The organism is Streptomyces sp. DSM 120436, assembly GCF_055778765.1.
On the sequence record NZ_JBSKBS010000001.1, the window covers coordinates 4,492,654 to 4,514,059 of the forward strand.

General features: G+C 74.3%; 24 protein-coding genes. 9 read left to right on the plus strand and 15 right to left on the minus strand.

Features of this window, described 5'->3' with window-relative positions; translation table 11 throughout:
• Nucleotides 1-130: 130 nt before the first annotated feature.
• A complete protein-coding gene (locus tag ACWH4W_RS20055) occupies nucleotides 131-1,387 on the minus strand; it encodes an FUSC family protein (RefSeq protein WP_473077088.1) in 1,257 nt (418 codons plus the stop codon).
• A 102-nt stretch (nucleotides 1,388-1,489) separates the two neighbouring features.
• Nucleotides 1,490-1,978, minus strand: coding sequence for an FBP domain-containing protein (locus tag ACWH4W_RS20060; protein ID WP_473077089.1), 489 nt, complete (start codon nucleotides 1,976-1,978; stop codon nucleotides 1,490-1,492).
• Between the two features lie 178 nt (nucleotides 1,979-2,156).
• Here ACWH4W_RS20060 and ACWH4W_RS20065 point away from each other — a divergent pair, with 178 nt between their 5' ends.
• Nucleotides 2,157-3,149, plus strand: a complete 993-nt coding sequence (locus ACWH4W_RS20065) for a phosphotransferase family protein (RefSeq protein ID WP_473077090.1) — start codon at nucleotides 2,157-2,159, stop codon at nucleotides 3,147-3,149.
• Between the two features lie 195 nt (nucleotides 3,150-3,344).
• On the opposite strand, the gene ACWH4W_RS20070 is transcribed toward ACWH4W_RS20065, so the two are convergent.
• From ACWH4W_RS20070 to ACWH4W_RS20090, 5 genes are all read right to left on the minus strand, one after another.
• A complete protein-coding gene (locus ACWH4W_RS20070; RefSeq protein ID WP_473077091.1) occupies nucleotides 3,345-3,617 on the minus strand; it encodes a hypothetical protein in 273 nt (90 codons plus the stop codon).
• 63 nt (nucleotides 3,618-3,680) lie between these two features.
• Nucleotides 3,681-4,712: an SDR family oxidoreductase gene (locus ACWH4W_RS20075; protein WP_473077092.1), complete on the minus strand. Its 1,032-nt coding sequence runs from the start codon at nucleotides 4,710-4,712 to the stop codon at nucleotides 3,681-3,683.
• Between the two features lie 339 nt (nucleotides 4,713-5,051).
• A complete protein-coding gene (locus ACWH4W_RS20080; protein ID WP_473077093.1) occupies nucleotides 5,052-6,257 on the minus strand; it encodes an FUSC family protein in 1,206 nt (401 codons plus the stop codon).
• Nucleotides 6,258-6,303: 46 nt separating this feature from the next.
• Nucleotides 6,304-6,960, minus strand: a complete 657-nt coding sequence (locus ACWH4W_RS20085) for an HAD family hydrolase (RefSeq protein ID WP_473077094.1) — start codon at nucleotides 6,958-6,960, stop codon at nucleotides 6,304-6,306.
• Nucleotides 6,957-7,334 (minus strand): hypothetical protein, encoded by a 378-nt coding sequence (locus ACWH4W_RS20090; RefSeq protein ID WP_473077095.1) that lies wholly within the window; start codon nucleotides 7,332-7,334, stop codon nucleotides 6,957-6,959. The genes ACWH4W_RS20085 and ACWH4W_RS20090 overlap by 4 nt, the downstream gene beginning before the upstream one ends.
• A gap of 126 nt (nucleotides 7,335-7,460) precedes the next feature.
• Here ACWH4W_RS20090 and ACWH4W_RS20095 point away from each other — a divergent pair, with 126 nt between their 5' ends.
• A complete protein-coding gene (locus ACWH4W_RS20095; RefSeq protein WP_473077096.1) occupies nucleotides 7,461-8,270 on the plus strand; it encodes an SDR family oxidoreductase in 810 nt (269 codons plus the stop codon).
• Nucleotides 8,271-8,336: 66 nt separating this feature from the next.
• Nucleotides 8,337-8,612, plus strand: coding sequence for a hypothetical protein (locus ACWH4W_RS20100; protein ID WP_473077097.1), 276 nt, complete (start codon nucleotides 8,337-8,339; stop codon nucleotides 8,610-8,612).
• Between the two features lie 62 nt (nucleotides 8,613-8,674).
• On the opposite strand, the gene ACWH4W_RS20105 is transcribed toward ACWH4W_RS20100, so the two are convergent.
• The 3 genes from ACWH4W_RS20105 to ACWH4W_RS20115 all read right to left on the minus strand — a co-directional run bounded on the left by ACWH4W_RS20105 (nucleotide 8,675) and on the right by ACWH4W_RS20115 (nucleotide 10,384).
• A complete protein-coding gene (locus tag ACWH4W_RS20105; protein WP_473077098.1) occupies nucleotides 8,675-9,151 on the minus strand; it encodes a VanZ family protein in 477 nt (158 codons plus the stop codon).
• Nucleotides 9,152-9,222: 71 nt separating this feature from the next.
• The gene (locus ACWH4W_RS20110; protein WP_473077099.1) at nucleotides 9,223-9,885 is read right to left on the minus strand and encodes a DUF4230 domain-containing protein; all 663 of its coding nucleotides are present in this window, start codon (nucleotides 9,883-9,885) and stop codon (nucleotides 9,223-9,225) included.
• Nucleotides 9,886-10,009: 124 nt separating this feature from the next.
• Nucleotides 10,010-10,384 (minus strand): STAS domain-containing protein, encoded by a 375-nt coding sequence (locus ACWH4W_RS20115; RefSeq protein ID WP_473077100.1) that lies wholly within the window; start codon nucleotides 10,382-10,384, stop codon nucleotides 10,010-10,012.
• A gap of 234 nt (nucleotides 10,385-10,618) precedes the next feature.
• On the opposite strand from ACWH4W_RS20115, the gene ACWH4W_RS20120 reads away from it, so the two are divergent.
• Nucleotides 10,619-11,011, plus strand: a complete 393-nt coding sequence (locus ACWH4W_RS20120; RefSeq protein ID WP_473077101.1) for a VOC family protein — start codon at nucleotides 10,619-10,621, stop codon at nucleotides 11,009-11,011.
• A gap of 60 nt (nucleotides 11,012-11,071) precedes the next feature.
• Here the strand turns inward: ACWH4W_RS20120 and ACWH4W_RS20125 are convergent, their stop codons facing one another.
• Nucleotides 11,072-11,380 (minus strand): DUF4235 domain-containing protein, encoded by a 309-nt coding sequence (locus ACWH4W_RS20125; protein ID WP_473077102.1) that lies wholly within the window; start codon nucleotides 11,378-11,380, stop codon nucleotides 11,072-11,074.
• A gap of 61 nt (nucleotides 11,381-11,441) precedes the next feature.
• Nucleotides 11,442-12,467 carry a glutathione S-transferase family protein gene (locus ACWH4W_RS20130; RefSeq protein ID WP_473077103.1) on the minus strand — a complete coding sequence of 342 codons (1,026 nt, stop codon included), beginning with the start codon at nucleotides 12,465-12,467 and terminating at the stop codon, nucleotides 11,442-11,444.
• A gap of 112 nt (nucleotides 12,468-12,579) precedes the next feature.
• Between ACWH4W_RS20130 and ACWH4W_RS20135 the strand changes: the two genes are divergently transcribed.
• Entirely contained in the window at nucleotides 12,580-13,527 is a 948-nt protein-coding gene (locus ACWH4W_RS20135; RefSeq protein ID WP_473077104.1) for a cation diffusion facilitator family transporter, read from the plus strand.
• A 77-nt stretch (nucleotides 13,528-13,604) separates the two neighbouring features.
• Here ACWH4W_RS20135 and ACWH4W_RS20140 read toward each other — a convergent pair whose 3' ends face one another.
• Nucleotides 13,605-14,048, minus strand: coding sequence for a nitroreductase family deazaflavin-dependent oxidoreductase (locus tag ACWH4W_RS20140; RefSeq protein WP_473077105.1), 444 nt, complete (start codon nucleotides 14,046-14,048; stop codon nucleotides 13,605-13,607).
• A gap of 180 nt (nucleotides 14,049-14,228) precedes the next feature.
• The gene (locus ACWH4W_RS20145) at nucleotides 14,229-14,825 is read right to left on the minus strand and encodes a LysE family transporter (protein WP_473077106.1); all 597 of its coding nucleotides are present in this window, start codon (nucleotides 14,823-14,825) and stop codon (nucleotides 14,229-14,231) included.
• Between the two features lie 156 nt (nucleotides 14,826-14,981).
• Between ACWH4W_RS20145 and ACWH4W_RS20150 the strand changes: the two genes are divergently transcribed.
• On the plus strand, nucleotides 14,982-15,506 hold the full coding sequence (locus ACWH4W_RS20150; RefSeq protein WP_473077107.1) for a flavoprotein: 525 nt from the start codon (nucleotides 14,982-14,984) through the stop codon (nucleotides 15,504-15,506).
• Between the two features lie 176 nt (nucleotides 15,507-15,682).
• On the opposite strand, the gene ACWH4W_RS20155 is transcribed toward ACWH4W_RS20150, so the two are convergent.
• Nucleotides 15,683-18,061: a SpoIIE family protein phosphatase gene (locus ACWH4W_RS20155; protein WP_473077108.1), complete on the minus strand. Its 2,379-nt coding sequence runs from the start codon at nucleotides 18,059-18,061 to the stop codon at nucleotides 15,683-15,685.
• A gap of 242 nt (nucleotides 18,062-18,303) precedes the next feature.
• Here ACWH4W_RS20155 and ACWH4W_RS20160 point away from each other — a divergent pair, with 242 nt between their 5' ends.
• The 3 genes from ACWH4W_RS20160 to ACWH4W_RS20170 all read left to right on the plus strand — a co-directional run bounded on the left by ACWH4W_RS20160 (nucleotide 18,304) and on the right by ACWH4W_RS20170 (nucleotide 21,305).
• Nucleotides 18,304-20,547 (plus strand): glycoside hydrolase family 9 protein, encoded by a 2,244-nt coding sequence (locus ACWH4W_RS20160; RefSeq protein ID WP_473077109.1) that lies wholly within the window; start codon nucleotides 18,304-18,306, stop codon nucleotides 20,545-20,547.
• Between the two features lie 131 nt (nucleotides 20,548-20,678).
• Nucleotides 20,679-20,924, plus strand: a complete 246-nt coding sequence (locus ACWH4W_RS20165; protein ID WP_033275293.1) for a hypothetical protein — start codon at nucleotides 20,679-20,681, stop codon at nucleotides 20,922-20,924.
• Between the two features lie 3 nt (nucleotides 20,925-20,927).
• Nucleotides 20,928-21,305 carry a toxin Doc gene (locus ACWH4W_RS20170; protein WP_106411100.1) on the plus strand — a complete coding sequence of 126 codons (378 nt, stop codon included), beginning with the start codon at nucleotides 20,928-20,930 and terminating at the stop codon, nucleotides 21,303-21,305.
• The last annotated feature ends 101 nt before the right edge of the window (nucleotides 21,306-21,406 follow it).

Sequence of the window (21,406 nt, forward strand, 5' to 3'; positions counted from 1 at the left end):
CACACGCATCCTCGGTCGTCTCCCGTCCCGCCCGTCACGGGCAACCCTGGCGTCGATCACCCGCCGGGCGCAAGGGAACCCCGCGTACCCGGGCGGGGCGTCGTTCCTGGGCGGCGCGGAACCGCCCGTCTCAGCGCCGGCGCGCGGGCTCCCCGTCCCGGTCGCGGCGGAAGCTGCCCGGAAGACGGGACAGCCGGTCCCGCATCCGGGTGAGCCGGGGGAGCCGTTCGCGCTGCTCGCGCGAGTGGCGGTCCAGCTCCTCGAACAGCCGCCGGGTCCGGTGCTCGGTGTCCATCTCGTCGAGGATCCGGTTGACCTCGGTCAGCAGGGCGCCCAGCAGCTGCCACCGCTGCGGGTCGCGCCCGGCCTCCTCGTGCAGCAGCTCCGCCAGCTTGTCGCGGGTGCCGGCCGCCTGCCGCAGCTGCGAGGCGAGCCGCTCCTCCGCGGACTCGGCGTTGGCGCTCACGCTCGTGGTGACCAGCACCGAGAAGCTGACCACGGCGTCGGCGATCTCCGCCAGCAACTGCTCGAAGACCTGCCCCGTCTCCTCGCCGAAGAGACGTTCCGGCTCCCGCTCCTTCGCCAGGTCGGTGAGGGTGCGGGCCAGCACCCGCAGCACCACCGTGCAGATCTCCAGCGTGTCCAGACCGGTGCGCAGCACCACCCGGTGCAGCAGCCCTTCCCGCACCCGCGGGTTGAGCCGCAGACTCTCCTCCGCCTGCCGCAGGTCCGCGTCGACCTCGCTGATGTCGTGGTCCAGCCGGCGGGCCTCGTGCAGCCGGGCCGCCGCGCGCGCCGCGGGCGGCCGGCCGGCGGCCTCCTCGCCGATCCGCAGCATCAGCTGCCGCACCCGGCGCGCCAGCTCCTCGATGGAGGCGCCGGCCTCCTCCACCCACACGGGCGGCGCCAGCAGCAGGTTGAACGCCATCCCGACGACGGCGCCGATCAGCGTCTCCACGATGCGCGCCCAGGCGGTGTCCCCGTGCGTGGTCACCCCGAGCACCAGCATCGCGCTGATCGCCACCTCGGGCACGAACTCGCCCGCCCGCACCACATGACCGGTGACCAGCGCCGCGAGGATCAGCAGGCCGAGGCTCCACCAGGTCAGACCCACCAGCAGGCTGAAGAGGATCGCCAGCACCACGCCGGTCACCACGGAGTTCACCCGGCGCAGACCGGTGGTCAGCGTGGAGTACAGGGTGACCTGGACGACGAGCAGCGCGGTCAGGGGGGCGGTGAGCGGCGCGGCCTCCGGGCTCAGCCGGACCGCGATGACGTAGGCGAGCGTCGCCGCGGCCGCCGACCGCACCGTCTGCACGGTCAGCGGATCACGGTGTTGCTTGAGGAACCGGACGGCAGGCGCGGTGATCTGGCGTACGACGTGCATCTTCGGACGGTTCCCCCTCCCCGCGTGTGACGAACGTGTTCTCGTGTGACGGCAGTCCCCCGGGGGACGGGCAACGGGACCGCACCCGGTCGCCCGGCGGGACTACAGCTTGTCGACGAAGGCGAACAGATTGCTCCGGGTGCGGTCGATCTGCTCCTCCAGGGTGAGGCTCTCCTCGAACCGGGCCCCGGTCTCCGGCACCTTCAGTCCGCGCAGATACAGGGAGCAGGCCAGGTCGGTGCACATGTAGGCGCCGACCGAGTTGCCCTCCCGGCCCGCCGGGCCCGACTTGCGGGCGGTCATCAGCGACACTCCGCCGCGCGGATGGGTCGTCAGGCACAGGGAGCACATGCTGCGGTGCAGGAAACCCCGCTGGGCGGGCTGGAAGCGCAGGGCCACTCCGACGAGCCGGTCCCGCCGTTCGACGACCAGATAGCTGCGGTCGGGTGCGCCGGGATCGCCCCAGCCGAGGAAGTCGAGGTCGTCCCACGGACGCTCGGCCAGGTCGCGGGGCACGGACAGCCGCTTCGCCTCACCCTTCGAGCAGTTGATGAAGGAACCGCGGATGTCCTGCTCGGTGAGTGCTCTCATGAGGTCGTCTCCTGTGACGTTCCGGCAAACCTAGGGGGTCTAGGTTTCGGCGGCCAGCGTAGGGACCCGCCCCGCGCGGGAGCCAACGGTTTTCCCCCGCACCCCGCCCCTTGCCGCCCCGCACCCGGGGTCGTTCCGTACGCTGTACCGCGGGCGCCGAGGGGGAGGGGTGCGCGCGATGGGGGACTCACGGGAACGGGCCCGCCGGGTGCTCGCGGGCGCGGGCCTGCCGCCCGCCGCCCTGGCCGGGGTGCGCCCGCTGTCCGGAGGCACCTACAACACCGTCGAGGAGATCCTCCTGACCGACGGTACCCGCTACGTCCTGAAGGTCCCGCCCCCGCCCGGTGCGCCCGGCCTGCGGCACGAGCGGCGGCTGCTGGTCGCGGAGGCCGCGTTCTGCGCGGGCGCGGAGCAGGCCCGGGTGCCCGCGCCACACGTCGTGTCCCTCGCCCCGGACGACACGGCGCCGCACCTGCTGATGACCGCCTGCCCGGGCGTGCCCTGGCCCGAGGCGGCCCCCACCGACGAGGAACGGACCGGCCTGCGCACCGAACTGGGCCGCCAGGTGGCGCGACTGCACCGGGTCACCGGAACCGCGTTCGGCCACCCCTCCGGCGCCCTCGGCCCGCTCGCCCCCGACTGGCGGTCCGCCTTCACCACGATGACCGACGCCGTGCTCGCCGACGCCCGCGACCACCGCCCCTGGCTGCCCCGCCCCGTCGACGAGGTGGCCGCCGTCTTCCGGGCCGCCGCTCCCGCGCTCGACGCGGTCGGCGTGCCGGTGCTGGTCCACTTCGACCTGTGGCCGGGCAACATCCTGGTGGACCGCCCGGCGGACGGCCCCGCCCGGATCGGCGGACTGATCGACGGCGAGCGGATGTTCTGGGGCGATCCGCTCGCCGACTTCGTCTCCCTGGCGCTGCTCGACGACATCCGGCGGGACGACGCCTTCCTCGCCGGCTACGCGGAGGAGGGCGGCCCCGCGGTTCTCGACGGGAGCGCCCTCCTCCGCCTCGCCCTGTACCGCGCCCACCTCGACCTGGTCATGCTCACCGAGACCGTGCCCCGGGCCGTCGGCGCCGAGGCCGCGCGCCGGGTCCGGGAGAACGTCGGCCCGCACCTGGCGGCCACGCTGGACGAGATCACCGCTCTGAGCACGTGCACCTCGTGACCTCGTGAACCGAGGGGGAGGGAACGTCGCGCCGAGCCGCCGCTCGACGGTGTGCGCAGACCGGGCCGCGTCCACGGGAGGCGAGCCGGACGCGGTGAGGAACGGGCCCCGCGACCTGCCCGGAGACGTACGCGGGCGCCGAGCCGCTGCTCGCCCGTCGGCGCGACGCCGCCCCGGACCGGGCCCGGCGGGGGATCAGCCGGTGGACTCGTCCGGCACCGGGGCCTCCGGGTAGGACCCCGCCGAGTGCGGCGCGCCCTGGCGGCCCGTGCCGGCCTCGTCCGTGTCCGGCACGTCGTCGGCGGAATCCGGCCTGTCCGCTTCCTCGGCCTTGCGCTCGCTCTCCCGCTCCGCGGCGGCCGGGGCGACCTCCCAGGGGTCCTCGTCGGGACCGGCCTGCTGGTCCGGCATGTCCCTGGGGACACCCGCGCCGTTCTCACCGGGACTGTCGATGCGGTGGTCGGTCACGACGCTCTCCCTTCATCCGTACGGGACTCGCGGGTACCCCGCGCGGGCCCGCGCACGCGCCGCTCAGCCGACCGCGCTGCCGTGCAGCGGCGCCGTGCTCTCCCCGGCGCCCTGCCGCATGCCCAGCAGGAACTCCTCCACCACCTGCGTCGCCGTGCGCGTCGGCCGCCAGCCGAGCTCCACCCGCGCCCGGGTGCAGTCCATCAGCGGCAGCCGCAGCACCGCGTCGAACAGGTGCGGGGAGGCGGGCAGCAGCCGCAGGCCCCAGGCCGCGGCGACCGCCGACCGGGCCGCGGCGCGCGGCAGCCGCACCCGGCGCGTGCCGAACATCTCGCCCAGCAGCCCCACGTCCACCGTCGGCTCCGCCGCCAGGTTGTACGGCCCGCGCGCCTTTGCGGACAGGACGGCCAGCCGGTACGCCTGCGCCGCGTCGTCGGTGTGCAGCACCTGCATCCGCAGCCCGGGGATGTCCGGCAGGAACGGCAGCAGATCGGGGCGGGCCAGCTGGCCCGGCAGGTAGCGGCCGCCGAAGATGCGGCGCTGCTCACTCGCCGACTCGCGCTTGAAGAGGAACGCGGGCCGCATCCGCACCACCCTGAGGGCGGGGCGGTCCCGCTCCACGGTGTCCAGGGCCCGCTCCAGATACGCCTTCTCCCGGCAGTACGCCGCGTCCGGCCAGCCGTGCGTCGGCCACGACTCGTCCACCGCGTGGTCCTTCGGGCCGGGGGAGTACGCCCCCACCGACGAGGCGTGCACCAGCGTCGGCACCTCCGCCCGGGCCACCGCGTCGAACACCCGCATGCTGCCCAGCACATTGCTGCGCCAGGTGGTCGCGGGGTCGTGCGTGGGCTGGAACGCCCAGGCCAGATGGATCACCGCGTCGGCGCCCGCGAACTCCCGCACCAGGTCGAACCGGTCCGAGGCCAGGTCCACCGCCGACCACTCGGTCTTCGGCGGCGACCAGTCGGGGATCCGCCGGGCCAGACCCCGTACGGAGGCGACCTCCGGTTCCTCCGAGAGGGCCCGCACCACGCTGGTCCCGACGTTTCCGGTGGCGCCGGTGACGACGACCCTGAGTCCCGCTGCGCTGCTCACCCTTCCGCTCCCTCCGGCCGGTCTGCTTGGCGGAACCGTCCGGGTACCCCGCACACGCGCGGGCTCACGCCCGCCGCGAGGGCGTGGGCGCAAGGGAAAGCCCCGGCCGTGACGGGGGGAGCACGGCCGGGGCGGCAAGGAGGTGGGTGCGCATGGCGGTCGCCTCGCGGCGAAAGGCTCCACAGGGCTTCAGCCGAACGATCGTCCCTGTGGGCGAATGGTGAGGCCCGGGGACACTGTCCCATCCGCACCCACGGTCGGTTCAACGGGAAACCGCCCCCGTGTGTTCCGCCCGCGGCCCTGTGCCGGGGTGATGTGCGTCACCCCGTCCGGCGGCGGTCAGCGGCCCCGCGCGTCCGGGTCGAGGTCCGCCCACAGGTTCTCCGCCTGGAGCACCAGCGTGCCCAGCACCGCCGTCCGCGCCGCGCCCTGCCCGGCCTCCGCCCTCAGGCCCTCCTGGAGCCGGGTGTGCAGGTCCCGCATGGCCGCGTCGGTCCGCTCGTCCAGCAGCGGATCCGCCGTCCCCTCCTCGCCCAGCAGCCGGTCCGCCTCCGCGCGGCAGCTGTCCCCGAGGAGCTCCAGCAGTTTTCCGTAGGAGCGGAGCACCTCGGGGTCCGGCGCGGCCGGGGAGCGCTCCTCGTCCGCGGCGACGGCCAGGCTGCGGGTCAGCGCCGTGACATGGCCGGTGATCCGGCCGAAGCGTTCGTCCTCGTCCTGCGACGGCAGCGCCTCCGCCGGCGCGCGGTGCAGCCTGCGCAGCAGACCCGACGTCAGCCGCAGGCTCTCCCTGCTCCAGCCGCGCGCCGAACGCAGCGAGTCCAGCCGGTCCTGCAGCCGCTTCGCCGCGCTCAGCCGGTTGGCCGCCGTCTGCGCGTCCCAGTCACCCTCGCGCAGGTCCTCGGCGACGGCGTGCAGCACCTCGCCCGCCTCCCGGGCCAGCGCCGCGAGGTTCTCCCGGACGTCCCGGAGGTGGACGGGCGGCAGGACGAGCGCGTTCACCGCGACGCCGATGGCCGCGCCGAGCGCCGCCTGCCCCAGCCGGTGTCCCACGGCCTCCGCGCTCACCGTGCCGGTGGCGATGGTGAACACGGCCGTGGTCGCCGCGTAGATGCCCTGGTCGCCGAAGTGCGGCCAGTTCGACAGCAGCACCAGGATCGGCACCGACAGGGCGATCGCGCCCGTGGTGTCGTCGGTGACCGCCTGCGCCCCCGACGCCACCAGCGCGCCGATGCAGATCGCGGCGAACTGCCGAGCCCCCTGCACCAGCGAGCTGTACACCGTGGCCTGCACCAGCACCAGCGCGACCCAGGGCGCCATCAGCGCCATCGGGTCGCCGAGCCACACCTGCGCCACCAGCCAGGCCAGCAGCGCCGCCAGCGCCGCCTTCAGCGACTGGACCAGCAGGTCCCGCTCCCGTCCCGGCCCGCGCAGGGCGGCCCGCGCCGCCCGGCCGACCGAGCGCGCCTCCCACCGCACGGCGTCCGCCGCCCGGGCCAGCCGCCCGCCCGAGCCCTTGTTCTCCGTCCCGTCGATCACCCGCGTCATGGACTGCGGGTTTCCCTGTCGCACCGGTGACGAAGCATGCGGAATCTCATGCCAGGGGGGAGTCCGCCAGCGAGGCCAGCAGCCGCGCCGGGTCGTCGTACACCACGTCCGCGCCCGCCTCGGCCAGATCGGCGCGCGGGATGCCGCCGCACAGCAGACCCACACAGCGCACCCCGGCCCGGGTGCCCGCCCGCATGTCCCACACCGTGTCACCGACGAACACCGCGCGCTTGGCGGGCACCCCGGCCAGCTCCAGCGCGTGCTCCACGGGCTCGGGCGCCGGCTTGCCCTCGTCGACGTCGTCGGCGCTCGCCGTGGCGGAGATCGCCCGGTCCGCGTCGATCGCCCGGCGCAGCGCGCCCAGCTCCACCCCGCCCGCCGAGGTGGCGAGCACCACCGTCCAGCCGTCGTCGTGCAGCCGCTCCAGCAGCCGCCCGGCGTCCGGCAGCGCCGGCAGCCGGTCGAAGTACTGCCCGTACAGCGTCTTGTGCGCGGCACTCAGCCCGGCGTCCCGGGAGGCGTCCCGGTCCCCGCCGAGCAGATGCGCGATCAGGTCGGTGGAGGGCAGGCCCACCGCGCGGTGGATCGCGTGCATCGGAACCCGGTGGCCGGCCTGCCGGAACGCCTCCCACCAGGCCGTGACGTGCAGATGGTTGGTGTCGGCCAGCGTGCCGTCGACGTCGAACACCGCCGCACGGTTCATGACGGTTCTTCCTCTCCTCGCGGACCGGTACGGGTGCCGTCGCGGCCGCCCGCCACGCCGGCCGGCGTCCCGCGCCTGTGGGCCCTCGCCGGCGGCTTTGCCGACGACCGGGCGGCGACCACCCGCTCGGGCGGCGCCCCGCACTCCCCGGCGCGGGCGCGCCCGAGGATCCGCCGGTCCGGGTGCCCGGGGACGTGCGCGTCGGTGTCGAGGGGGAACAGCGCCCCCGCCTCCAGCGTCCGCTCGCGCACCTCGTCCGGGCCCGGCTCCGCCGGCGTCCGCACCGCGGTGCGGACGGCGCGGGCGCGGTACGCCGGAGCCGGCGACCGCTCCAGCGGGAACGCGACGTCCTCCAGCGCCTCGACGGGGTCCATGGCCACCTCCTCGCTCCAGGGTTCCCCAGGGCGGACGGGGCCGCACGCCGCGTCCGGGACGGTTGGCCCGCGCCGGTGCGGGTACTGCGACCCGGCACCCCGGACACCGACGACGAGGAGGCAGGCATGTCACTCTCCACCCCCGTCAACGGCAAGGTCGCCGTGATCACCGGCGCGGACTCCGGCATCGGCCGGGCCACCGCCGTACGGCTCGCCGCCGCCGGCATGGACGTGGGCATCACGTACCTCAGCGACCGCGAGGGCGCGGAGGAGACCGCGGAGGAGGTGCGCGCGCACGGCTGCCGCGCCGAGGTCGTCCACCTCGACCTGACCGAGCTGCCCGGCGCCGCCGACACCGTGGACGACCTGTGCGACCGGCTCGGACGCGTCGACGTGCTGGTCAACAACGCCGGCACCGGAACGAGCACGCCCTTCCTCGACCTGGCGCCCGAGAAGGTGCGGGAGGTGCTCGACGTCGACCTGCTCGGCCCGTTCCTGTGCTCGCAGAAGGCGGCGCGGCACATGATCCGGCAGGGCGACGGCGGCCGGATCGTCAACGTGACCTCCGTGCACGAGCACCAGCCGCGGGTCGGGGCCGCCCCGTACTGCGCGGCCAAGGGCGGTCTCGGACTGCTGACCCAGGTGATGGCGCTGGAGCTGGCCGAGTACGGCATCACGGTGAACGCGGTCGCCCCCGGTGAGATCGCCACCCCGATGACCGGCCAGGAGGACACCGACCCGCACACCGAGAGCCGCCCCGGCATCCCCCTCGGCCGGCCCGGCGACGCCCGCGAGGTCGCCGCGGTGATCGCCTTCCTCGCCGGCCCCGACGCCTCGTACGTCACCGGCGCCTCGTGGAGCGTGGACGGCGGGATGCTCCGCATGGGACCGCAGGCCGGCTCGCACCTGACGAGCGACGACTGGCGGCGTCCCTGAGGGACGGCTCCGGGCTGCCGTGTCCGAAAGGCCGGGTCCATGCCGTTTGGGGCTACCCTCGGAGGCATGACCGAAAGCGCGAGTCCGTACATGTCACAGCCGCGGATCACGGTGCTCGGAGTGCAGCCAGGGTCCCCGCCCTTCCGGATCGTGGAGATCGACGGAGAGATCGTGGGTGAGGCCAGGTCGGTCACCGACGTGCTCCAGGCGGCCGTGGTGTACGGCATCACGGTGCACGACCTGGACGACCCCGACACGGTCCGCTGGGTGGGCGGGGACAAGTTCACCTGGTCCCCGCGCCAGGCCCCCCGCGTCCGCGAGGAGCAGCGGGAGAGGCCCTAGCCGGCGTACGCCTCCGCCCGCGGGGGACGGAGGCGTACGTACGGCGTGCGGCGGCCCTCGGGTCACTCCTCGGGGCGGCGTGCGTGCACGGCCCTGCTCATCCGCCGGCCCACGAGCAGGTAACCGATCAGCGCCCCGGCGGTGTTGAGGATGACGTCGTCGATGTCGAAGGCGCGGCCGGTGACCAGCGAACCCTGCGCCACCTCGACCAGCAGCATCACCGCGGCCGTCAGGAACAGGATCCGCAGGAAGCCCCGGGTGCGCGGCGCGACGACCGGCGCGAGCACCCCGAAGGGCACGCCCAGCAGGATGTTGCCGCCGATCTGCTTCACCGCGTCCCGCAGCGCCGGCTGGTCCAGATAGGCCCGCAGGGATCGGCCCGGATGCAGGTTGGTGTGGGTCAGGGCCTCCGAGGCGGGGGACGGCTGCAGCGTGAGCCGGGCCAGCACCACCGCGAAGAGCACCATGAAGGCGAAGGCGCACAGCATCACCAGCAGCCGCAGGGGCAGCGGGAGCGGATGGCGGGCGGCGCGAGCCATCGGATGTCCTCCAGTCGTCAACGTCCTTGAGTGTTACGGCGGTTACCCCCGGCGGGACCGGGCAGTCCGGGTCAGTCGGCGAAGCTGACGCGCACCCGCTCGAAGCCCAGGGAGCGCAGCAGCCCCTGGAGCATCTCCCGGGTGTTGGCCTCCGCCCGCGCGGTCAGCCCGCTCTCCTCGGCCGCCTCCCGGATGTGCCGCACCGCGAGCTTCTGCACGGCCTGTTCGCCGTTCGGGTTGTCCGAGAACAGATCCCCGAGCCGGTCGAGCAGGCCGCGCTGCTTGGAGACGGCGTAGGAGCGGTCGACGTCCAGCGCCGGGGCGCCCAGCCGGGCGCGGGGCAGCCGCAGCGTGGCGGAGGTGCGGTCCTCGTCCACCCGGACGTCGCCCTCCTTCAGCCCGCCGAGGTCGACGTACGCGTCCACGGTGCCCGCGCCCACGTACAGGGTGCGGCTGCCGCGGACCGCGTCCGGCAGGAACTTGGTGTCCTTCTCCAGGTCCACCACCACCTGGAAGGCGCCCGAGGCGGCGTCGTAGCGGCTGATGTCCTGGATGGACTCCAGCAGCGCGGGCCCCGAGCGGTCGCGCGTCTCCGTGCCGAACAGGCCCTTCAGCCCCGGCAGCACGCTCAGCCGGATCCCGGCGAACAGCACGGCCAGCAGTACCACCGTCGCACCCAGCACCTTCACCCAGCCGGGCACGCGCGCGGTCGGTCCCTCCACCGGAGTCGTCATGGCGACGGCCCTCCTTCCTTCCGTCCGGATGCCCGCCATCTCACCGAACAGACAAGGCGGTCGGGGGACGGGCACCGGCACCGGGAGCACGCGGGGGCGCACGGGCGGGCGGGCCCGCGAAGGGCTACACCGGTCCGGACCTCGATCCGGGGGCGGTCAGCGCCGCCTCCAGGGTGGGCCACGGCGGCAGCAGACGGGACAGGCCGGTGATCCGCAGCATCCGCAGGGTCGGCGGATGGGCGCACACCAGGTGCAGCCGCCCGTCGGCGAGGCGGTGCCGGGCCCGGTGGAGCAGGCGCAGCCCGGAGAGGTCGAAGAAGTCGACGTGGGTCAGGTCGACGACCACGCGGGCGTCCGGCCCGGCGGTCGCCAGGTCGAGGTGCGGCACGATCTCCGCGGCGGCCGCGATGTCGATCTCGCCGTGGAACTCGAGCACGGTGTGGTCCCGGTCGCGGCGCACGCGCAGATGCCGGGTCAGCGGCGGGGGTTCGTACCGCACGACGCCATCGCCTCCAGCCTGCTCCGTGCTCGGGGGAGGGGCGTCGGCCCCAACACCGGCCCCGGGCACGCCAGTTACTCGCGGACGACTGCATTTGAGCATGTTCGAACGACATATGTCTTCGTCTTGCGGCCGAGTTTTTCACCCCTGTGATCGATGAGTGAAAACGGCGAGCGCGGACAGGTGTCACCGGGCGGGGCCGGACCGCCCCGCATCCGACGCCGCGGAGGAGACATGGCACTGGTGACCACGGGCGTGGTGGTGCTCGACTGCGCCGAACCCGAGAAACTCGCCGATTTCTACAAGGAGTTGCTGGAGGCGGACCACGTCGACGCGAGCGCCAACCGGGTGGAGATCCGCACCGCCGACGGCTTCCGCCTGGCCCTGCGTCGCGACGTGAACGCGACCGCGCCGAGCTGGCCCCGCCCGGAGAACTCCCTCCAGGCGCACCTGGAGTTCATGGCGGACGACCTGGACGGGGTGGAGCGGAAGATCGTGAGCCTGGGCGGCCGCCCGACGGAGAGCGGTGACTCGTCCGGCTCCACCGAGGAGCGCGGGTACGCCGATCCGGCGGGGCATTCCTTCACCGTCCGCCGGGGCGCACCGACAGCGCCCAAGCAGGGCTGAAACGCCGGAGGGGCTGACACGTCAGCCCCTCCGGCGTTCCGGCCGGCGCGACCGTCCGGGTCAGTCCCGGCCCCCCTGGTCCGGGACCGGCCAGACTCCGGTGGACCGCTCGATCGCCTTCGCGCCCGCGCGGTCCACCGCGCTGCGCACCACCGCGAAGATCGCCCCCTGGACCGCCGCGGCCAGCAGGATCTCGCCCCAGCCGCGGTCGCGGTCCAGCGCGTCCGGCGCGTTGTCCTCCTTCTTGATCACCTTCCAGGTCTTCTGGAAGGCCAGGCCCGCCACGGTGCCGCTGGTCCAGCCCAGCGCGAAGCCGATCGGCTTGTACGCCAGGGGCAGCTTCTTCGCCTTCTTGTTCTTCTTCGCCACGTCGCCTCTCCTAGGTCGGCTGCTTCGAACGGGGTGGGTGGGTGGCCGGCCGGGCCGGGGGTCAGGGACGGCCCCGCGCCGGGATCTCCTCACCGGGCGGCACCGGACCCGGCGGGGTGCCGTCGCCGAACGGCCGGCCGCCGAGCTCCTCGCGGTGGTGGGGAGACGTCCAGCCGGCCAGGTCGGGCCCGAGCGGGACGATCCCGGACGGGTTGATGCCGGTGTGCACCTGGTGGTAATGCCGCTTGATGTGGTCGAAGTCGACGGTGTCGCCGAACCCCGGCGTCTGGTACAGGTCGCGGGCGTACCCCCACAGCACCCGGCTCTCCGTCAGCTTCCAGCGGTTGCACTTGAAGTGCCCGTGATACACCGGATCGAACCGCACCAGGGTGGTGAACAGCCGGATGTCCGCCTCGGTGAGGGTGTCCCCGACCAGGTACCGCTGCCGCTCCAGCCGCTGCTCCAGTGACTCCAGCCGCCGGAACAACGCCGTGCAGGCGGCCTCGTACTCCTCCTGCCCGGTGGCGAAACCCGCCCGGTACACACCGTTGTTGACGTCCCGGAAGATGTCGTCCATGACCGCGTCGATCTCGTCGCGCAGCTTCTCGGGATACAGGTCGGGCGCCCCCTCGCGGTGCAGGGCGGTCCACTCGGTGGCGAAGTCCAGGGTGATCTGCTGGTAGTCGTTGGTGACCAGCTTCCCGCTGGGCACGTCCACCACGGCCGGCACGCTCACCCCGCCCGGGTAGTCCGTCTCCCGCCGGTCGTAGGCCTCGCTGAGGTAGCGGATGCCGAGCACCGGGTCGCGGCCGTCGGGGTCCAGGGTGAAGCGCCAGCTGCGGTCGTCCTGGACCGGGTCCGTGACGGCCAGGGACACCGCGTCCTCCAGCCCCAGCAGCCGCCGCGACACCAGCGCCCGGCTCGCCCAGGGGCAGGCGCGGCTCACCACCAGCCGGTAGCGCCCGGCCTCCACCGGCCACCCGTCCCGCCCGTCCGCGGTGATCCGGTCCGCGAAGTGCGCCCGGGACCGCTTGAACGCCTTCCTGCCGTACGAGCTGTTGCCGCCCGAGTCGTCGCGGCCGCTCATGGTGGCCTCCCTCTGTCGTGGTTGCGTCGTCCCTGTGACCGCGTTCCCCGTTGTTCCCCGTTCTCTCCCGACCGCACGGTATGAGCTGGGCCGACCGGGGCAATCGCCCGACGTGACTACACGATCGGATCGCAGAACGCGGGTCACCGTCCTGGTGGCGCTCGCGGCCAACCTCGTGATCGCCGCCGCCAAGGCCGTCGGCGGCCTGGCCGCGTCCTCCCCGGCGCTGCTGTCGGAGGCGGCGCACTCGGTGGCCGACAGCCTGAACGAGATCTTCCTGCTCGCGGCCCTCCGCCGCAGCCGCCGCCCGGCCGACACCCGCCACCCCTTCGGCTACGGCAAGGAACGGTTCTTCTGGTCGCTGCTCGCGGCCGTCGGCATCTTCGTGATGGGCGGCTGCTTCTCCTTCTACCAGGGCGTCGACGCGCTGCGGAGCGGGGGAGAGGAGCACCTGAGCGGTTACGTCGCCGGGCTCGTCGTGCTCGGCGTGGCCCTCCTCGCCGAGGGCGGCTCGCTGCTGCGCGCCCTGTACCAGGTCCGCCGGCAGGGTGGCGGCCTCGGCGACCCGGCGCTGCGCACGGTCATCGCCGAGGACGGCACCGCGGTCGTCGGCGTCACCCTGGCCATGGTCGGCATGGCACTGCACATGACCACCGGCCAGGTCGTGTGGGAGGCGGCCGCCTCGCTCGCCATCGGCGTCCTGCTGGTGTACGTCGCCTACCGGCTCGGCCGCGAGGCCCGGGACCAGCTCATCGGCGAGGCCGCCGACCCGCGGGCGAGCGAACGGATCCGGGAACTGCTGCGCGCCCAGCCCGAGATCGACAGCGTGGAGGCGCTGTTCACCATGAAGACCGGGCTCGACACCGCGCTGGTGGCCGCCCGGGTCGACCTGGTGCCAGGGCTGGACAGCGAGCGGGTGGAACAGGTCGCGGTGCGCATCAAGCGGTCCATCGCCCGGGTGGTCCCCGAGGCCGCCCAGGTGTTCCTCGACGTCACCGACCGCGGCGCGACGGAGGCATGGGAGGGCCCCGCCGCGACGGGGGAACACGGCGGGGCCTGAGGCTCGTGTGCCCGGCGGCCGGGGCTTCATGCGCGAGGGGGCCGGGAAATTCCCCCCGGCCCGCCGCACCCGCCCCGTCAGCCCCGGCCGGACCGCTCCAGCACGAACACCGGGATCTCCCGGCTGGTCTTGCGCCGGTACTCCTCGTACGGCGGGAAGGCCGCGACCGCGCGCTTCCACCACTCGGCCTTCTCCTCACCGGTGACCTCACGGGCCGTCATGTCCCACGTGTGCGGGCCGTCCTGGAGTTCGACGTGCGGGTCGGCCTTCAGGTTGTGGTACCAGACCGGGTGCTCGGGCGCGCCGCCCAGCGAGGCGACCGCCGCGTAGCGGCCCTCGTGCTCCACCCGCATCACCGGGGTCTTGCGCAGCTTGCCGCTCTTCGCTCCCCGGCTGGTCAGCACGACCACGGGCCTGCCCTGCAGCGTCGTCCCCTCGGTGCCGCCGGACCGCTCGATCAGTTCCACCTGTTCCCGCACCCAGGCCGTCGGGCTGGGCTCGTACTCGCCTTCGAGAGGCATGGCATCCGTCCCATCGTTCTCGCGTGGTACGACCGATTCGATCACCGCTCCGGAAACACCGCACCCGGAAGCCGCCCTGACCCGGGCGGCTTCCGGCCGCCGGTGCCCCGGAGACCCGGACCGATCCCCGCCCGCGCCGGCGCCCGCACGGGACGGGCGGATCCGCCCGTCCCGGCCCCGTCAGCCCGGCGCCGGCGCCGTCCGCGGCGCGAGCGCCGTCATCACACCGCTCACCACCGGCCGCCCCCGGTGACCGGCCGGCGCCCGCCCCGGCAGGGCACCGCCGGCCAGGAGCACCCGCCGGCTCGCGGAGGCCGCGAAGGCCGCCGTCACGAACACGGCCCGCTCCGCCGCCCCGGCGGTCGTCCCGCCCTGCGAGCCGAGCACGAGCGCCGCGAAACAGATCACCGTGGTCGGGTCGAGCAGGGTGATCCCCAGCAGCGCCAGGTACGCCCGCAGCACGCTCGGGGGCGCCGCCGCGGAGCGGGTGGCGAGCCGGCGGCCGCGGTGCTCCCGCAGCGTGCCGACCGCGCCCCACGCCGCCGGCACCAGCACGTACACCCGGCGCAGCGGGCCCGGGGCCGGACGCGGCGCCGAGGCGAGGGCGGGACCGCCGAGGACGGCGGCGAGCGCGTACAGACCGTCGGCCGTGGTGACGCCGAGGGCCGCGCACACCCCGGTGCGCGGGGACGTACGGGCGGTGAGGGAGACGAGGCGGGCGCCGGCGGCGCCCACGGGGACGGCGATGCCGTAACCGGCCGGCAGCGCGGCCGTCACGGGCGCGGGCGAGGCGTGCCTTCCCGGGCGCCGCGCTGCTGCCGGCCCGCGACGAGGACGGACGACGACCGCGGGAGCCCGTGCGTGGGCAGGGGAGGGGTCCTGGGGCCCGCCCCCCGGTACCGGCAACCGGTTTTGGCTGGCTAGGGTGCCCGGGTGACCGACAAGCCCTTCCTCTACGTCGTCGTCTGCGCCGCCGGAGTCGCCGCGGACGTCGGCAAGCTGATCACCGCCGCGCAGGAGCGGGACTGGGAGGTCGGTGTCCTCGCCACCCCGACGGCGATGAACGGCTTCTTCGACGCCGCCGCCGTCGAGACGCGGACCGGCCGCCCGATCCGCTCCGCCTGGCGCCGCCCCGGCGACCCGCGCCCCTTCCCGGCGCCCGACGCCGTGGTGGTCGCCCCGGCCACCTTCAACACCGTCAACAAGTGGGCGGCCGGCATCGCCGACACCCTCACCGTCGGCACCCTGTGCGAGGCCGCCGGGCTCGGCGTGCCGATCGCCGTCCTGCCCTGCGTCGCCGACGCGCTGGCCGCCCACCCCGCCTACCGGGACAGCGTCGCCCGGCTGCGCGGCATGGGCGTCCGCTTCGCCGACCCGTACGAGGGGGAGGCCGAAGGGGACGGCGGGCGGCGGGGGTTCGCCTGGGAGCGGGCACTGGACCTGCTGCGGAACGACTGAGCGGCACCCCGCACCCTGACGGACGAGGAACTCCAGGAACTCGCCGGGCCCCCACCCCGCACCCGACCGCGGGACACCGACGGGACGGTGACGCCGGGACGCGACCGGGAAACACCCGGTCGGCGCCCGCCGCGGCGAGAGGCGCGCGCCTCACCGGGGGGTGACTTCCGCCGGGGTCACTCCATGTCCGCCAGTGCCAGTTCCGCCCAGATCGTCTTGCCCTCCGTCGTGTGCCGCGTCCCCCACCGCTGGGTGAGCTGGGCGACCAGGAGCAGACCGCGGCCGCCCTCGTCCCAGGTCTTGACGCGGCGCAGGTGCGGAGCCGTGTGGCTGCTGTCGGAGACCTCGCAGATCAGTGTCGACGCGTCGTGGATCAGGCGCAGCCGGATCGGCGGGGCGCCGTAGCGGATGGCGTTGGTGACCAGCTCGCTCACCACCAGCTCCGCCGTGAACGACGCGTCGGTGAGCGCCCACGCGGCGAGCTGGTCGAGGACCTGCTTGCGGATGGGGGCCACCAGCGCCGGATCGGCCGGGACGTCCCAGGTGGCGACCTGCGAGGCCGGCAGGCCCCGGGTGCGGGCCAGCAGCAGTGCCACGTCGTCCGCCGAGCCGCCCGGCGCCAGCACGCTGTTCAGCACACGGTCGCACGTCTCGTCGAGCGGGCCCGACGCGCCGGACAGCGCCTCGCGCAGCGCGGCCTCGCCCTGCTCGACGCCCCGCCCGTGCGAGGCGACCAGCCCGTCGGTGTAGAACGCCAGCACGCTGTCGTCGGACAGCTCGAACTCCGCCGACTCGAACGGCAGCCCGCCCAGCCCCAGCGGCGGCCCCGACGGCAGTTCCAGGTGCCGGGCCGGTCCGCCCGGCGGGATCAGCACGGGCGGCGGATGCCCCGCCCGGCACAGGGTGCAGCGCCGCGACACCGGGTCGTACACCGCGTACAGACAGGTCGCGCCGACCTCCCCGGGCCCGGAGTCGCCGCCCGCCTCCTCCGACAGGTGCAGCACCAGGTCGTCGAGGTGGGTGAGCAGCTCGTCGGGGGCGAGGTCGATGTCGGCGAGGGTGCGCACGGCCGTGCGCAGCCGGCCCATCGTCGCCGAGGCCTGGATGCCGTGCCCCACGACGTCCCCGACGACCATGGCGACCCGCATCCCGGACAGCGGGATCACGTCGAACCAGTCGCCGCCCACACCGGAGCGGGCGGCCGGCAGATAGCGGGTGGCGGCCTCCAGGGCGGCCGTCCGCGGCAGGGACCGGGGCAGCAGGCTGCGCTGGAGGGTGAGCGTCGTCTCCCGCTCCCGCGAGTAGCGGCGGGCGTTGTCGATGCAGACGGCGGCGCGCGCGGTGACCTCCTCGGCCAGCAGCACGTCGTCGTGGGTGAACGCCTCCGGCCGGCTGAAGCGGGTGAAGGCGGCCACGCCGAGGGTGGTGCCGCGCGCCTGGAGCGGCACGGACAGCACCGAGTGCACGCCGTACCGCTCGATCTGCCGGGCCCGCGCCTCGTCCGCCGACAGCCACGGGTCGAGGTCGCCGGACGACACGGAGGCGGCGATGCTGTGGCCGGTGACCAGCGAGTCCGCCTGCGGCGAGTCCTCCGGGTAGACGACCACCTCGCCGATCTGCGCGAGGCCCTCCGGGGCGGCGGCGGTCAGGGATTGCTGGGCGACCCGGCGCAGCGAGACCGGCGGGGACAGCGGACCGGCCGCCTCGCTCCCGCTCTCCTCCGGCTCCAGCAGCTCCACGCTGACGAAGTCGGCGAGCGCCGGCACGCACACGTCCGCCAGCTCCTGCGCCGTCCGGGTGACGTCCAGGGTGGTGCCGATGCGCATGCTGGCCTCGTTGACCAGCTGCAGCCGCTCCCGGGCCCGGAACTGCTCGGTGAAGTCGTGGGAGGTCACGCACACGCCCCGCACCCGTCCGGACCGGTCGGTCAGCGGCGCGAGCCGGGCCAGCCAGGCGTGCGCGTGGCTCTCGGCCCTGGCCTTCATGTGCGTCTGCATGTCGTGCGGCCGCCCGGTGCGCAGCACCTGCCGCAGCTGCCGTTCCAGCTCGCTGTGCTGCGGGCGGCTCCCGATGTCGGTGGGCCGCAGCCCGCGCAGGTGGCCGGCGGGCAGGCCGAGGAGCCGGGCCATCGCGTCGTTGACCCCGCGCAGCCGCAGCCCCTGGTCGAAGACCATCGTGGCGCACGGCGACTGGAAGACGGCCTTCCTGACCAGCGGGTCGTCGGGCAGATCGTGGTCGGTCGCCTCCAGCGGGGTGACCGCGAGCCACTCGCCGGGGCCGTCGCCGGAGGGCTGCCGGTGGTGGGCGAGCACCCACACGCTCACCGTGCCGCCGTCGCGGTGGCGCAGCACCAGCGTGCCGTTCCACCGGTCGGACGGCAGTGGGAGCGGTCCCGAACCGTCGGCCAGCAGCTCGGCGGCCGGGCGGCCGACGACCTCCTCGGCCCGGTGTCCCAGCAGCAGTCGCGCGCCCTCGCTCCACCGCGTGAGCGTGCCGTCGGCGGTGATGACGGCCCGGGCCGTCACGGCATCGTCGAACGGGTCGTCCGGCCTCATCGTCGCCACTCCATCGCGCCCACTCACCGTGAACCGGTGCATCGCCAGAGTCCCAGCCTAGTGCGTCGGAGCGTGACATGAACGGGAACCGGGGCCGCCGCCTCCGCGACATCCGGAGGGCGCTTGTCGCGTCACGACCGTTGACGGGGCGTCACATCTGCCACAACCATGGGCGGCGCACGGAGTTGGGAGCGCTCCCATTCGCGCCCCGTACCCCCGTACCTCCGCAGAGGAGCCCAGACGTGAAACGACGCAGAACCGCGCTGCTGACCCTCACCGGTCTGCTGGCGACCGCGCTCACCGCGCTGCCGGCCGCCCCGGCCGGGGCCGACGAGGCCGAGCAGGTCCGCAACGGCACCTTCGAGAACGGCACCGAACCCTGGTGGGCCTCCGAGGGCGTCACCGCGGGCGCCTCCGACGGCCGCCTGTGCGCCGACGTGCCCGGCGGCACCGCCAACCGCTGGGACGCGGCCGTGGGCCACAACGACATCACCCTGGTGGAGGGGGAGACCTACCGCTTCTCCTTCAGCGCGACCGGCTCGCCCGCGGGACATGTGGTCCGGGCGATCGTCGGCCTCCAGGTGGAGCCGTACGACACCTACTACGAGGTGTCGCCGCAGCTCAGCGTCTCCGGCGACACCTACGCGTACACCTTCACCGCGCCGGTCGGCACCGAGCGGGCCCAGGTCGGCTTCCAGCTCGGCGGCAGCCCCGACCCCTGGCGGTTCTGCGTGGACGACGTCTCCCTGCTCGGCGGCGTCGCCCCCGAGCCGTACGAGCCGGACACCGGTCCGCGCGTCCGGGTCAACCAGGTGGGCTACCTGCCCGCCGGGCCGAAGAACGCCACGCTGGTCACCGACGCCGCCGAGAAGCTGCCCTGGCAGCTCAAGGACGGCCGCGGCCGGGTGGTGCGCACCGGCTGGACCGTGCCGCGCGGCACCGACGCCTCCTCCGGGCAGAACGTGCACTCCGTCGACTTCGGCTCCTACCGGGGACGCGGCGCCGGCTTCACCCTGACCGCGGACGGCGAGACCAGCCACCCCTTCGACATCGACGCGAAGGCGTACGAGCGGCTGCGGCTGGACTCGGCGAAGTACTACTACACCCAGCGCAGCGGCGTGGAGATCCGCGAGGACCTGCGCCCCGGCTACGGCCGCCCGGCCGGCCACGTGGACGTGGCCCCCAACCAGGGCGACGGCGCGGTGCCCTGCCAGCCGGGGGTGTGCGACTACACCCTCGACGTCACCGGCGGCTGGTACGACGCCGGCGACCACGGCAAGTACGTCGTCAACGGCGGCATCAGCACCTGGGAGGTGCTCAGCACCTACGAGCGCGCCAAGCACGCCCGCACCGGCAAGGCGCACAAGCTGGGCGACCGCACCCTGAACATCCCGGAGAGCGGCAACAAGGTCCCCGACATCCTCGACGAGGCCCGCTGGGAGCTGGAGTTCCTGCTGAAGATGCAGGTGCCGGACGGCGAGCCGCTGGCCGGCATGGCCCACCACAAGATCCACGACGAGCAGTGGACCGGGCTGCCCCTGCTGCCCAGCGACGACCCGCAGAAGCGCGAGCTGCACCCGCCGACGACCGCCGCCACCCTGAACCTCGCCGCCACCGCGGCGCAGGCGGCGCGGCTGTACCGCCCCTACGACAAGAAGTTCGCGGACCGCACCCTGGCGGCGGCGCGCAAGGCCTGGGCGGCCGCGCTGGCCCATCCGGACCGGCTCGCCGACCCGGACGACGGCATCGGCGGCGGCGCCTACCCCGACGACACCGTGTCCGACGAGTTCTACTGGGCGGCCGCCGAGCTCTACCTCACCACCGGTGAGCGCCCGTTCAAGGACCACCTGTTGAAGTCCCCGGTGCACACCCAGGACATCTTCGGCCCGATCGGCTTCGACTGGGCGCGCACCGCCGCGGCCGGCCGGCTCGATCTCGCCACCGTGCCGAACAAGCTGCCCGGACTCGACAAGGTCCGCCGCTCCGTGATCGAGGGCGCCGACCGCTACCTGGCCACCTTGAAGGCGCACCCGTACGGGATGCCGTACGCGCCGGAGGGCAACGTCTACGACTGGGGCTCCAGCCACCAGATCCTCAACAACGCCGTCGTGCTCGCCACCGCCTACGACCTCACCGGCGCGGCCAAGTACCGGGACGGCGCGCTGCAGAGCATGGACTACATCCTCGGCCGCAACGCCCTCAACATGTCCTACGTCACCGGTTACGGCGAGGTCCACGCCAAGAACCAGCACAGCCGGTGGTACGCCCGCCAGCTCGACCCGAACCTGCCGAACCCGCCCGCCGGCACGCTCTCCGGCGGACCCAACTCCAGCATCCAGGACCCGTTCGCCCAGTCGAAGCTGCAGGGCTGCGTCGGACAGTTCTGCTTCATCGACGACATCCAGTCCTGGTCGACCAACGAGCACACCATCAACTGGAACGCGGCCCTGACCCGCATGGCCTCCTTCGTGGCCGACCAGGGCTGACCGGTCCCTGCTCGCGCGGGCCGGTGACCGACAGCGGTCACCGGCCCGCGCCCGTACCTCGCGGTACCCCATCTCATATGTTCTGACCTGCGCGTATTTACTGTTCAGTACCTGAGCGGTACCGTAGGTCCATGCCAGCTCTCAACGTGGAGTTCAGCGACCGCGAGCTCGAGGACCTGCGGCAGATCGCCAAGGAACGCGGTACGTCCATGAAGGCGCTCGTACGGGAGGCGGCAGCGGCGGACATAGCCCGCCACCGCGCCCTCCAGGAGGGCGCCGAGGCCTTCCGCCGCTTCTTCGCCACGCACGCCGACGAGTTCGCCGCCGCGTTCCCCGACGACGAACCGCCCGTCAAGGGCGCGGGCCGGGCGGCCTGACCGATGACCCCCGTGCTGCACATCGACGTGCCCTGGCTGCTCCAGCGGCACGAGGAGGTCCTCCCGGACCAGCCCACGATCAACGACTTCTCCGCTCTCGTGGCGGCCGTCGCCCGGCACCGCGTCGATCCGCCCCGGCTGGGCGTGGACTCCGACGCCGCCTGGCGGGCCGCCGCCCTGCTGCACACCCTGGCCGTGCTCCGCCCGCTGCCCTCGGCCAACGCCCGCTTCGCCTGCGCCACGGCCGTCGCCTACATGTACGTCAGCGGGGCCGGCATCGACCCGCCCTACGGCGCCCTGGTCGACCTCGCGCGCGACCTGATCTCCGGCGCGGTCGACGTGTACGGCGCCGCCGACCGGCTGCGCTCCTGGCAGATCTGACGCCCGGGCCGCCACGCCCGCACGCCCGCGCGGCCGGGCGCGCGGGCGTGCCGCCGTCGCCGCGCCCGACCTCCGGCAAGGGGCCCGTCCGGCGCGCCGCA

Bases quoted from the DNA above. Each gene is read 5' to 3' on its own strand.
- ACWH4W_RS20165 (WP_033275293.1), top strand. From the start codon at position 20,679: ATGCCAGCTCTCAACGTGGAGTTCAGCGACCGCGAGCTCGAGGACCTG.
- ACWH4W_RS20120 (WP_473077101.1), top strand. From the start codon at position 10,619: ATGGCACTGGTGACCACGGGCGTGGTGGTGCTCGACTGCGCCGAACCC.
- ACWH4W_RS20090 (WP_473077095.1), bottom strand. From the start codon at position 7,334: ATGGACCCCGTCGAGGCGCTGGAGGACGTCGCGTTCCCGCTGGAGCGG.
- ACWH4W_RS20095 (WP_473077096.1), top strand. From the start codon at position 7,461: ATGTCACTCTCCACCCCCGTCAACGGCAAGGTCGCCGTGATCACCGGC.
- ACWH4W_RS20100 (WP_473077097.1), top strand. From the start codon at position 8,337: ATGACCGAAAGCGCGAGTCCGTACATGTCACAGCCGCGGATCACGGTG.
- ACWH4W_RS20130 (WP_473077103.1), bottom strand. From the start codon at position 12,467: ATGAGCGGCCGCGACGACTCGGGCGGCAACAGCTCGTACGGCAGGAAG.
- ACWH4W_RS20170 (WP_106411100.1), top strand. From the start codon at position 20,928: ATGACCCCCGTGCTGCACATCGACGTGCCCTGGCTGCTCCAGCGGCAC.
- ACWH4W_RS20065 (WP_473077090.1), top strand. From the start codon at position 2,157: ATGGGGGACTCACGGGAACGGGCCCGCCGGGTGCTCGCGGGCGCGGGC.
- ACWH4W_RS20155 (WP_473077108.1), bottom strand. From the start codon at position 18,061: ATGAGGCCGGACGACCCGTTCGACGATGCCGTGACGGCCCGGGCCGTC.
- ACWH4W_RS20110 (WP_473077099.1), bottom strand. From the start codon at position 9,885: ATGACGACTCCGGTGGAGGGACCGACCGCGCGCGTGCCCGGCTGGGTG.
- ACWH4W_RS20085 (WP_473077094.1), bottom strand. From the start codon at position 6,960: ATGAACCGTGCGGCGGTGTTCGACGTCGACGGCACGCTGGCCGACACC.
- ACWH4W_RS20060 (WP_473077089.1), bottom strand. From the start codon at position 1,978: ATGAGAGCACTCACCGAGCAGGACATCCGCGGTTCCTTCATCAACTGC.
- ACWH4W_RS20055 (WP_473077088.1), bottom strand. From the start codon at position 1,387: ATGCACGTCGTACGCCAGATCACCGCGCCTGCCGTCCGGTTCCTCAAG.
- ACWH4W_RS20105 (WP_473077098.1), bottom strand. From the start codon at position 9,151: ATGGCTCGCGCCGCCCGCCATCCGCTCCCGCTGCCCCTGCGGCTGCTG.
- ACWH4W_RS20140 (WP_473077105.1), bottom strand. From the start codon at position 14,048: ATGCCTCTCGAAGGCGAGTACGAGCCCAGCCCGACGGCCTGGGTGCGG.
- ACWH4W_RS20080 (WP_473077093.1), bottom strand. From the start codon at position 6,257: ATGACGCGGGTGATCGACGGGACGGAGAACAAGGGCTCGGGCGGGCGG.